This is a genomic window from Enterococcus songbeiensis, assembly GCF_005405265.1.
Classification (GTDB): domain Bacteria; phylum Bacillota; class Bacilli; order Lactobacillales; family Enterococcaceae; genus Enterococcus_C; species Enterococcus_C songbeiensis.
This window is the reverse complement of record NZ_BJDS01000023.1, coordinates 26,435-37,233: the sequence shown is the minus strand read 5'-3', so window position 1 is coordinate 37,233 and position 10,799 is coordinate 26,435. Positions and strand designations below refer to the sequence as shown.

The 10,799-nt window shown below is 39.1% G+C and carries 14 protein-coding genes; 3 read left to right on the top strand and 11 right to left on the bottom strand.

Going from position 1 to position 10,799, the window contains the following annotated elements; translation table 11 throughout:
- Positions 1-290 precede the first annotated feature (290 nt).
- Entirely contained in the window at positions 291-923 is a 633-nt protein-coding gene (locus FFM66_RS10175; RefSeq protein ID WP_137605846.1) for an HAD family hydrolase, read from the top strand.
- Positions 924-978: 55 nt separating this feature from the next.
- On the opposite strand, the gene FFM66_RS10170 is transcribed toward FFM66_RS10175, so the two are convergent.
- The 5 genes from FFM66_RS10170 to FFM66_RS10150 form a co-directional block, all read right to left on the bottom strand.
- Positions 979-1,680, bottom strand: a complete 702-nt coding sequence (locus tag FFM66_RS10170; protein WP_137605845.1) for a rhomboid family intramembrane serine protease — start codon at positions 1,678-1,680, stop codon at positions 979-981.
- Positions 1,681-1,691: 11 nt separating this feature from the next.
- Positions 1,692-2,234 (bottom strand): 5-formyltetrahydrofolate cyclo-ligase, encoded by a 543-nt coding sequence (locus FFM66_RS10165; protein WP_048603111.1) that lies wholly within the window; start codon positions 2,232-2,234, stop codon positions 1,692-1,694.
- Positions 2,235-2,312: 78 nt separating this feature from the next.
- On the bottom strand, positions 2,313-3,290 hold the full coding sequence (locus FFM66_RS10160) for a FecCD family ABC transporter permease (protein WP_137605844.1): 978 nt from the start codon (positions 3,288-3,290) through the stop codon (positions 2,313-2,315).
- Complete coding sequence (locus FFM66_RS10155) at positions 3,287-4,270, bottom strand: FecCD family ABC transporter permease (protein ID WP_137605843.1); 984 nt, start codon at positions 4,268-4,270, stop codon at positions 3,287-3,289. Before FFM66_RS10155 ends, FFM66_RS10160 begins: the two co-directional genes overlap by 4 nt.
- Entirely contained in the window at positions 4,257-5,060 is an 804-nt protein-coding gene (locus tag FFM66_RS10150; RefSeq protein ID WP_048603114.1) for an ABC transporter ATP-binding protein, read from the bottom strand. The genes FFM66_RS10155 and FFM66_RS10150 overlap by 14 nt, the downstream gene beginning before the upstream one ends.
- Before the next feature lie 176 nt (positions 5,061-5,236).
- On the opposite strand from FFM66_RS10150, the gene FFM66_RS10145 reads away from it, so the two are divergent.
- A complete protein-coding gene (locus tag FFM66_RS10145) occupies positions 5,237-6,163 on the top strand; it encodes an ABC transporter substrate-binding protein (protein ID WP_137605842.1) in 927 nt (308 codons plus the stop codon).
- Between the two features lie 137 nt (positions 6,164-6,300).
- On the opposite strand, the gene rpmG is transcribed toward FFM66_RS10145, so the two are convergent.
- The 5 genes from rpmG to FFM66_RS10120 form a co-directional block, all read right to left on the bottom strand.
- A complete protein-coding gene (gene rpmG / locus FFM66_RS10140) occupies positions 6,301-6,450 on the bottom strand; it encodes a 50S ribosomal protein L33 (protein ID WP_082147212.1) in 150 nt (49 codons plus the stop codon).
- A gap of 190 nt (positions 6,451-6,640) precedes the next feature.
- Positions 6,641-7,093 carry a hypothetical protein gene (locus tag FFM66_RS10135; RefSeq protein ID WP_048603116.1) on the bottom strand — a complete coding sequence of 151 codons (453 nt, stop codon included), beginning with the start codon at positions 7,091-7,093 and terminating at the stop codon, positions 6,641-6,643.
- 77 nt (positions 7,094-7,170) lie between these two features.
- Complete coding sequence (locus FFM66_RS10130) at positions 7,171-7,530, bottom strand: thioesterase family protein (RefSeq protein WP_137605841.1); 360 nt, start codon at positions 7,528-7,530, stop codon at positions 7,171-7,173.
- The gene (locus FFM66_RS10125) at positions 7,527-8,738 is read right to left on the bottom strand and encodes a CCA tRNA nucleotidyltransferase (protein WP_137605840.1); all 1,212 of its coding nucleotides are present in this window, start codon (positions 8,736-8,738) and stop codon (positions 7,527-7,529) included. Before FFM66_RS10125 ends, FFM66_RS10130 begins: the two co-directional genes overlap by 4 nt.
- Positions 8,725-9,093, bottom strand: a complete 369-nt coding sequence (locus FFM66_RS10120) for a nucleotide pyrophosphohydrolase (protein ID WP_161526374.1) — start codon at positions 9,091-9,093, stop codon at positions 8,725-8,727. Before FFM66_RS10120 ends, FFM66_RS10125 begins: the two co-directional genes overlap by 14 nt.
- 134 nt (positions 9,094-9,227) lie before the next feature.
- Between FFM66_RS10120 and FFM66_RS10115 the strand changes: the two genes are divergently transcribed.
- Complete coding sequence (locus tag FFM66_RS10115) at positions 9,228-10,127, top strand: YitT family protein (protein ID WP_137605839.1); 900 nt, start codon at positions 9,228-9,230, stop codon at positions 10,125-10,127.
- A gap of 76 nt (positions 10,128-10,203) precedes the next feature.
- Here FFM66_RS10115 and FFM66_RS10110 read toward each other — a convergent pair whose 3' ends face one another.
- Positions 10,204-10,794 (bottom strand): YpiB family protein, encoded by a 591-nt coding sequence (locus tag FFM66_RS10110; protein ID WP_048603120.1) that lies wholly within the window; start codon positions 10,792-10,794, stop codon positions 10,204-10,206.
- Between the last annotated feature and the right edge of the window lie 5 nt (positions 10,795-10,799).

The window sequence follows — 10,799 nt, the reverse complement described above, 5'->3', positions numbered from 1 at the left end:
AATGTAATAACAGAAAAAGAAAAACCGATGGTTTTTCAAAATTAATGTTAAAAATCTAGAAGTATGAATAATTCAGGCCTCTAAATATTTCTAAAGATTATTTGAAAACGCTATCTCAAGAATGGAAGGCTGTCATACTCATTATAAACGCAAGAAAAGAAGAAAATAAAATGGGCATCTTGGGGTTGATACTGGCGATTAACGGCTTAGCCAGTATTGCGTGGAGCTGGTCGAAAATGCCGATAATCTTACAGAAATGGTCAAAGAAATAATTTGGAGGAATTAGGAGTATGGACTTGCTGAAACGGTACAATACATTTATTTTTGATTTTGACGGTACACTGGCGGATACGCTGCCAATTTGTTTTGAAAGTTTTCGACAGGTGTTTATAAAATACAATGGTGTCTCCCTCTCCAATCAGACAATTGAAAGTTGGTTTGGACCGAGTGAAGCTGGCATAATAAAGAATAATCTGACAAATCCTGATGCTTTTTCAGATGCTCTCGCACTTTATTACAGTATTTATCAACAAGAACATAGTAAATTTGTTAAAGAAAATCCTGAAATCACAGCCATGTTGGCGAAACTTTCTGCCAGCAAAAAAAATATCGCAGTCGTGACTGGTAAAGGCAGAATTTCCTATGATATTTCAATGCAGTGTTTAGGGTTAAAAAAAGTCATTGCATTTAGCGTGACAGGGGATGATGTGATCCAGCCAAAGCCTCATCAAGAAGGAATTCTAAAAGCTCTGGATTATTTTCAAGCAAAGACAGAAACTGCGGTCTATTTTGGTGATTCTAATGCCGATATCCAAGCTGCCAATAATGCGCAAGTTTATAGCATAGGCGTTAAGTGGTTCTATCCGCGTTCGTTTTCTTACCAACCTGATCGCTATTCTTTCGTACCCATGGATATTTTCTGATTCTGTTTTAAAAATTTTAAAAAAAGGATGTCAGCTCAAAGGCCGACATCCTTTTTTACCCAATCAATAAACTATATTTTCTTAACCCGTAAACAAGACAAAGCACGATAAGAAAACTAAAAATCAAAACAGATATAATTCGTGCATGGATAGAGAATTTCCCATGATTTTTCGGTAATGCTAAGATATTCCCCATTAATAATCCACCGATGATGCCGCCAATATGCCCCCACATATCAATAGACTGATCAAAAATACCAAACAGCAGACTCATTCCAACGAAAAGAGCAAATTGCCGCACCATTCCTTGGATTGCCGGATTGTGTTTGAAATAATACCCTAGCAACAAAAAGGCGCCAAAAATTCCAAAAATCGAAGTACTGGACCCGGCAGATTGAACGCCGGCGGTATTAAAAGCAAAACTCATTGCATTTCCCAGAACCCCGCTCAATAGATACAAAATCAAAAAACGCCAATGTCCGTAGATTGCTTCAACCTGCTGTCCGATAAAATACAAAACGATGGAATTTACTGCAAAGTGAAGCAATGAAAAGTGAATAAAAATCGGTGTAACAAAACGCCAATATTCATGATAAAAATAAACGAAGGGACCAAACATGACCCCGCTGCTTTCTAAAGATGAGTGTGGAAACAACGCAGTTATCACAAAAACGATTGTTTGAATACCTAAAAATCCATAGGTGACAAAGGGTTTGTTCAACCAGCGCTTTATTTTTAGTTGTGTCTGATAATCCATAAAATCTCCTTTTAATTGTCTGTAAATAGTTTCATGATCGGTACATCAAACGGCTCCGGCTGCCAAGAATCATCTAACTGTTCCTTAAAAGCCAAACTACAAGTATTGCCAGAAAAATCTTGGAGATAGCGATCATAATAGCCACCGCCAAAACCAATTCGATAACCTTCACTGGAAAAAACCAGTCCCGGAACGATCAATAAATCAATCGTATCTTTTGGTGCCTCCAAATCGCTCAATGGCTCCTCCACCCCAAATGTAGACGTTTCATAACGAGTCTTTGGTGTGACATGATAAAAAATCAATCGACGATCTTTCAATGATTTAGGTACGACCAATTGTTTTTTTTCTTCAAATCCTCGGGTAAAAATCCCATCGGTGGAAAATTCAAAACCCACGGAACGAATCAGACCAATTGTTTTAGCTTCTTTCCATAAAGCACTTGCAAAAAAAGTAGCTAAAATCTGTTTTTCTTTGGCTTTTTTTTCTTCTGCATTTTGCGCAAGTTTTTGTAAGCTCTCAATGCTTTTTTTTCGTAATTCTTTCTTCATCATCAACGCTCCCATAAGTGAATAGTATCGAAAAAAAGTAGAAATAGCAAACGGACAGAACACGAATCCGCCGTTTGCTAGTTAAAATTGATCTCTCAACAATAAAAATAAAAAATACGGTGCACCAATGATCGCAATAATAATCCCCGCAGGAATCTCTCCGCTGGTAAGAAGAATCCGTCCGATAATATCTGCCACTAAAACCAATATGCCACCTATTGCACCGCTTATTAAGAAGCTGTTACGAGTTTCTTGTTTAAGCCATGCTTTGCTGATATGCGGAGCCAATAAACCAACAAAACCGAGACTCCCGGTAAATGCGACACAACAGGCTGCCAGTCCAACTGCTGTCCCCAATAAAATCATTCGTTCCCGATTGACCTTTACGCCTAAACTCATTGCTCGTTCTTCTCCAAAGCCTAAAATTGTCAGCATTGGTACTTTACGATAAGCAAAAATTGTAAAAATAAGAATAAACGGAATCAACGCCGTAACTGCAGTCCACGTCGTTCCCCAAATTGAACCGGCAAGCCAAGAAGTGACGAAGGAATAACTATCTTTAGAAATTTTGATCGTTAATAATAAAGTCAATGCGCTAAAACCAGCATTGACAGCGATTCCGGCTAAAAGAATTTTTTCCATTGATAAAAATTCTTTACGTTGAAAAGCAATGCCAAATACTAAAATAGCTGCTAAAATTCCTCCCACCATAGCAAGCATCGGCAAAATAAGAAGAGAACCCTGTGCAAAAAATCCCAGATATACCATCACAAACAATCCAGCACCGCTATTGATACCGAGAATACTGCCATCTGCTAGGTCATTTCGGGTCGTTCCTTGCAATAAAAAACCGGAAAATGCTAATCCGCAACCGCCGATTAAGGCAATCAAACTCCGAGGAAAACGAAAATTCCAAAAAATCAGTGTTTGTGCTGGTGTGGCTTCCTTCATAAAAATTGCTGCTACCTCTGAAAAATCCAACGTCGTTTTTCCAATCATCAAACTGGCACAAAAAACCAAAAGCAAAACACCAACTACACCAATCGTCTGTTTCTTCATAGGGTTGTCCTCCTTACTTTGTAGAGTAAGAAAGGTACACCAATGGCTGCAATCAACAAGCCAAATGGCGTTTCAAAAGGAGGATTGATTAAGCGGGCACAAAAATCTGCCAGCATAACCAGAAAGCCTCCCATCAGAATACTTAAGGGCACGATTTTACGATAACTTTCTGAAAAATGACGCGCTACATGAGGAACCATCAATCCAATAAAACTAATTGGACCAACTAGTGAAACGGCAGTTCCTGCCAATAAAACGACTAGCACTAAGGCAAATCTGCGGATAAAAGAGGGATTTTTTCCCAAACCAATCGCAGTTTCATCCCCCAACGTCAACACATTCAATTGTGCAGATAAAAAAATACTTCCGATAATCGCAACAACAAAAAAAGGCAATAAATTGAAAAAACGACTCCAAGTAATGGCTGCCACGCCACCAATAAACCAGAAAGCAATATCCTGCTGAAGATCAAAAAAGAGGGACAAAGATTGACTCAATGCAGAAAACAGAGAACTTATTGCCACTCCCGCTAAAACTAATCGAACCGGCGAAAGCCCGACGGTTGAAAAACGTGTCAGCAAGAAAATAAAACCCGCTGCCCCTAATGCACCAAAAAATGAAAATAAAACCGCTGTTGCCTCGTGTGTTGGAAAGAAAACAAAACTTAATGCCAATCCCAAGGAAGCTCCACTATTGATTCCCAATAATCCTGAATCAGCCAAAGGATTTTTCGTGACAGCTTGCATCAATGCCCCGCTGACAGCAAATGCACCGCCAATCAAAAAGGCAGCCAAGACTCGTGGCAAACGTAAATTGCGGATAATTTGCTGCGTCTGATTTTGCGGATCAAATTGAAAAAGCGCCTCCCAAACAGTTTGTCTGGAAATAGTCACTGCCCCATTTGTCAAAGAAAAATAAAATAAAAGCAGACAGGCTAAAAAAAGGCCTCCGATAAGTAGCGACATTTTATTCCGTTTCATAAGCAGCTCCTCGCAGTTCATAACTTATTACTAACGGTTTGGTACTGTCAGGAAAAGTTCCTAAGCAGGCATCAATTTCAAATAACTGTTGCAAACAGTCATTTGTCAATACTTGTTCAGGAGTTCCACAGGTCAGCATCTCACCCTCTTTTAACGCATAAAGATAATCACAGAATCGAGAAGCCAAATTCAAATCGTGAATCGACATGATGATGGTTTTTTCATGCTTTTGATTGATTTTTTGCAATAATTGTAAAATTTCCAATTGATGAGCAGGGTCTAAAAAGGTCGTTGGTTCATCTAAAATAACAATATCAGTATCTTGTGCCAACGCCATTGCAATCCAAACTCGTTGCTTTTGTCCGCCTGATAGTGTTTGAATCGTTTTGTTTGCCAGTTTTTCCAACCCAGTTGCCTCAATCGCCCAGTGAATTGCTTCGTAATCTGCTTTGGACAGCTGTCCAAAGCCTTTTTGATACGGAAAGCGACCATAGGAAACAATTTCTTCAATCGTCAAGCCGATGGAACTATCGCTAGCTTGTGCCAGCATGGCGATTTTTTTCGCTACTTCTTTTGTTGCAATGGTTTGAATCGCTTCACCATCCAAAAAAACAGTCCCTTCGTGGGGAAGCAAAATCCGAGCTAAAGCCTTCAACAAAGTGGATTTTCCACTGCCGTTAGGTCCGATCAAGCCTATAATCTGTCCTTCTGGAATTTTTAAGGTTAAATTTTTTATAATTCTTTGTTTTTGATAACCGACTGATAAATCAATCGTTTTTAATTCCGTCATTGGTATCTCCTATGTATTGTTGATAATCGTTCTCAATTATCCCCTTATTTTTTTCATTCGTCAATAGGAGAAGAATTGATTTTACAGGATTTAATAGAAAGTAATGATTGACTTTCCCCTTGAGTTTGTTAGTATTTATAATTGATAACAGTTCTCATTTACGAAAGGAATCCAAGATGAAAAAAATAACAAGAAAAATGATTCTGCCTGTACTTTTATTAAGCACCCTCGTCTTTGCCGGTTGCAGCTCTCAAAAAAATGATTCTACTGAAAAAAGTGAAACAAAAACCGATGCTTTGGATCACAAAGTAGCTATCCCGAACAACCCGAAACGGATCATCGGCAGCTATCTGGAAGATTACCTCGTTGCTCTTGACGTTAAACCAGTTGCCCAATGGACAGTTGGCAGTGGATCCATTCAAACCTATTTACAAGAAGGATTAAAAGATGTTCCGACAATCAATTTTGATCTGCCGTATGAAGACGTATTGAGTTTTGAACCAGATTTGCTGCTGATTGAATCCAATTCGATGGTCGAAGGCGGCAAATATGCAGAATACAATAAAATCGCGCCAACCTATGTAGTAAAAAATGGTGAGGATGTCACCTGGCAGGAAAAATTAAAAGATATTGCCGACGTTCTGGATAAAAGTGAACAAGGAGACCAAGTGATCACAGATTACGAAGCTCTTGTGAAACAAGCAAAAGAAGAATTAAAAGACAAAATTGCCGGAAAATCGGCTGCCGTTTTATGGGTGACCAACAATTCTGCCTTCATGGTCGCTGAAAACCGCTCCAGCGGTAATTTACTTTATGACCAATTAGGCTTTGAAGTACCCAATCTCACCAAGGAAATCAGTCAATCAGCAACTTCTGACTGGTCCGCAGTCTCATTAGAAAAACTCGCTCAGCTTGATGCAGATTATTTGATTCTTGTTAATAGTGACACGGGTGCTGCCATGTTTGACGATCAAATTTGGCAAAACATCCCCGCAGTCAAAAACAATCATTTGTGGGAATTTGGACCTGAGAGCAGTTGGCTCTACAATGGACCAATCGCCTATACTCAGATGGTTGAGGATATTCAAGAAAAACTCAACTAAGTTTATACAGATTTTTATCTACTTTCTCTTAGAAAATCCGTTTGTCGATGATGAGCGGATTTTTTTATTTTCTATCGGTTAACAAATAAAAAACACTTGAAACGCCGTAAAAACAGGTTTCAAGTGCCAAATAAAAATTATTTAGTTTCACGATGTAAAGTAACTTTTCTTTCGCGTGGGCAATATTTTTTCTTTTCCAAGCGGTCAGGGCTGTTACGTTTGTTTTTGCTTGTTAGATAATTGCGTTCTTTGCAAGAAGTGCATTCTAATGTGATGTTTACGCGCATTGTTTTCCCTCCCCTATTCACTAGCATTCTCCAAGATCTCTCTCAGACCTAAATATAATATCATGTTTTTTTCGTGAACGCTAGTCTTTTTATGGATTTTGTTAAGTAGTTTTACTTGACGAAAAAAATTTCAAAATTAAAAGAATTGATCCGAACATCTTCGCTCGGATCAATTCTTACTGCAGTCTAATTAAAAAAATTCACCATAAACTTCATCAACAGTTTGCGTTGGATCGATTACGATATATAGACTCTTTGTTTTTTCACTGACTTTTGTGGATTGATAAACATTATCCAATCCTTCTGTATCTTTGTCTTTGTATGGGAAGTAAACTAAATCTGGGGTTCCCGTGCGGAATAAAATTTCCATCCGTTCGATGTCTTCATATTTTAATGCTCGAGAAAACATGCCTAATTCCAAACCGCCAAGATTGATATCTTGCGTAGCAACATGATCGCCTTCTTGGAAAATTTCAATTTTAAAACCAGCACATGGATGGATTTCTACGAATTCGCTTCCATTGATTCGTCCATAACTAGTCGTAATTTGTTTGATCCATAGATCACCGATGTGACGACGTTCAATCGTCCATGTTTCTCCATTTCTAAAGTAAAATTTTAGTGCTTTCATTTCTCTTGACATATTTTGATCTCCTCACTTTATGTTTTACGTTTTTAGTGTAGCATACCTAATGCACAATCGTTTAGATAATGCTTACATTACGAAAGTTTTGATAAAAATTTCTGAGTATTTACAATCACTCGCTGATGCTCCCCACGGGCGATTACTCGACCATTCTCAAAAGCTTCAAACTGAAATCCGACTTTTTTTCCTTCGTCCGTGATGGTATTCACCACAATTTGAATCTGCGCACCCACCTTTGAAGGGGCAATATGATGAAGCGTGATTTGGACACCAACACTGGTTTCCTCTTTACTCAGAAGTTCTTCAAGGTAATTATAACACGTATTTTCAATCATTGTCACTAGGGCTGGTGTCGCTAAAACGTCTAGTCCTCCTGAACCAACTGCTAAAGCGGTAAATTCAGGAGTGACGGTAAATTCTTTGGTGGGATTCATTTTTCTTCCTCCAACTGTTTTTTTGCAAATTCAATCAAAGTAGAACGTGTATTTTTAATTTTTCTTAATACCACGGCTTCTTCGCAGCACGTCAACACTTCTTTGACCCATTTTCCGGATTTTAAATCAAAGGTCGTCAATAAATCCCGTCCGTTGATGGCGAGGTCCTTTAATGAACGGATGGGTAAATCATCTAACGCTGCCTCCACTGCCATTTGGTCGGATTCGACCGAAAAATATGGCATCATTTCTTCTGCTGATAAAGCAAAACTGCCAAGATGATAAAGTTCTAATGGTTGCCAAAAATGATCTTTGCGAAGCTGCATCCCGCGAAAAATCGCTTGAGTATGAGTAATCAGTTCATTGGAAGCTTTCCATTTTTTTAAAAAGGAACGAATTTCTTCCGCTTTCACTAAAAGCTGATCCAATAATAACGCCCATGCCTGAGCTTCCGTCGCAATTTTTTGGGGAGGTAAATCAGCAAAATTCAGCAGCTCTGCTCCCTTGTCCCTGAATCCTGGGCAATACTGATAGCATTCAGTTTCAACAAAGTTCTTGATTGCTCGGGTTCGGTAATTTCCTAAAAGCAATTTATTGAATTCGATATAAATTCGTTCAATGGAAATTTTTTCTAACAAGGCATGGTTCTCATAAATGGCTGAAAAAGTTTCCTGCTCCATCTCAAAACCCAGTTGGCTGATAAATCGCAGGCCTCGCATCATGCGTAACGCATCTTCATGAAACCGTTCATGAGGGTTGCCTACTGCTCGCAAGACTTTTTGATCCAAATCCGATAAGCCATCGAACAAATCAATAATCGTATGATCTTCTTTTAAAGCAAAGGCGTTGATCGTGAAATCTCGCCTTTTCAGATCTTCTGCTAAGGAACGAACAAACTCTACATGGTCTGGTCGCCGAAAATCCTGATAGGTTGATTCTGTTCGAAAAGTTGTGATCTCATATTGTTCCTCTTCATGAAGAACCAGCACGGTCCCATGTTCAATCCCAATGTCGATGGTCCGTTTAAAAATTTCTTTGATTTCTGCAGGAAAAGCACTGGTCGCAATATCTACGTCATGGATTGGTTGTCCCAACAATGCATCCCGAACGCTCCCACCAACAAAATATGCCTCATAACCAGCTTCTTCGATTTGTTTCAAAACGGGCGAAGCTTTTGTAAATTCTTCCGGTAATTTATTTAATTTCATCGTTTTTTTCCATTTCTGCGGTTTTTCCATCTTTGCGTTCAAAACGATAGCGATCCCGCCGATTGAATTTCTCCATATTTTCTTCGAATACCTCAGTCAAGTCGATGTTCAATGAATTGGCCATGATCAAAGTGACAAACAATACATCCCCTAATTCTTCCGCAACGGTTTTTTGTCCTTCCGAATCTTTCTTGGCTTTTTCCCCGTGATAATGATTGATCTCTCGCGCCAGTTCGCCAACTTCTTCTGTCAAACGAGCCATTTGCGCCAATGGGCTGAAATAGCCGGTTTTGAATTGTTGGATATAGGTATCTACTTCTTCTTGCATGGAAACCAATGATCGTTTTTCTGTCACTTTTTTCACCTCTATTTTCCTTTATCTTATCAAAAGTAGACTCTTTTTCCTAGCATAGAACAACAGAATGATTGTGAAGAATTTTTTTTCGTGCTACATTAAAGCTACATTAGTTGCAACTGGAGCGTGATTTCATGGATTTTTCAAGAACAATCAAAGATACACTGATCATTTTACTGGGAACACTTATTTATGCTTTCGGTCTGATTTATTTCAATATTCCCAATAGTTTGGCAGAAGGCGGCGTGACGGGGATCACTCTGATTCTGCGGGCACTGTTTGGAATCAATCCGGCATTAAGTACTTTGATACTAAATATTCCGATCATTTTATTAGGCGGAAAAATATTGGGAAGAAGGTCTTTTTTTTATACGATTATTGGAACAGTGGCTCTTTCCGGCTGGCTTTTTTTCTGGCAGCATATTTCTTTTAGTATCGACATTCAACACGATTTGTTGATTGCCGCTCTCATTGCAGGATTATTTGCCGGCATCGGCAGTGGGATTATTTATCGCGTAGGGGGAACGACAGGAGGTAGTGATGTTCTAGCACGCGTGCTGGAGCAAAAATTTGGAATCACGATGGGGCGTTCCTTATTCTTTTTTGACATCCTCGTTCTGACAGCCTCCTTAACATATATTGACCTGCAACGAATGATGTACACCCTCATTTTTTCTTATGTTTTTTCTCGAATCGTCGATACGATCCTAGACGGCGGGTACTCGGCAAAGGGTGTCTTGATTATTTCCAATTTCACTGAGCAAATTACCCCTGTCCTAATGTCTGAATTACAACGGGGTGTCAGCTACATCAAAGGCGAAGGCGGTTTTTCCGGTGTAGAAAAGAAAATCATTTATATGGTGGTCAGCGCACGGGAAATTTCTGAGGTTAAACGCATTGTTCATGAATTTGATGAACGGGCCTTTGTTTCCATCATCAACGTCCATGAAGTCGAAGGTGAGGGTTTTACCTACATGAAGCCGAAGAACGCCTTATTCAAGCGAAAAACGCCAAATGGTACAAAAACAGAGTAATTAAAACAAGAGCTTTTGACAGCTTCCTGCCGGATTTATCCAGCCGATTGACGGAAACTGTAAAAGCTCTTGTCTTTTATTTTGGATTGTCTTCTAAAAGTTGGGAGTGATTTCCATTTGCTTCACGCAATCGTAACAATTCGCGATTGACTTCATCTGATAATTCAAAGAAGGCATTTTTGTCCCCTGCTTCCAAAGCGGCATCGATTTGCTGATACAGCAAGCGAATTTGCGCTTGGATCTCTTCCTGCTTCAAATAAGTATCGATGCGATCGATGATTCCTTCACTTACGATATCGTTCCATCGCAAATAGGGGTTATCCTCCAGTACCGAAAGATAGGCCGGTTGATTCCAGGCATTTTTAAATAGACACTCAATATAAAGCGGTTCTTTCCAATTTAAACGAATCTCATGAAAAATCTGATCGCTGTCGTGAAATCGTTGCCCATCAATTTGCAAAGTCAACGGTTCCCCACTAAAGGATACCTCGCGAATCTGCAATCCACGGTTAGTCATTTTGACTCCTTCAACAAAATGAACATTTTGCAAAATCGACTCGTGGTTGATTAAATAATTCAAAATCCAAGATACTTCCCGCCGACTAAATGAAGCATTCGCAACAAACCAGTTTAGAAAATTCTTTTTTTCTTTGATAGTTACAACCATTGTCC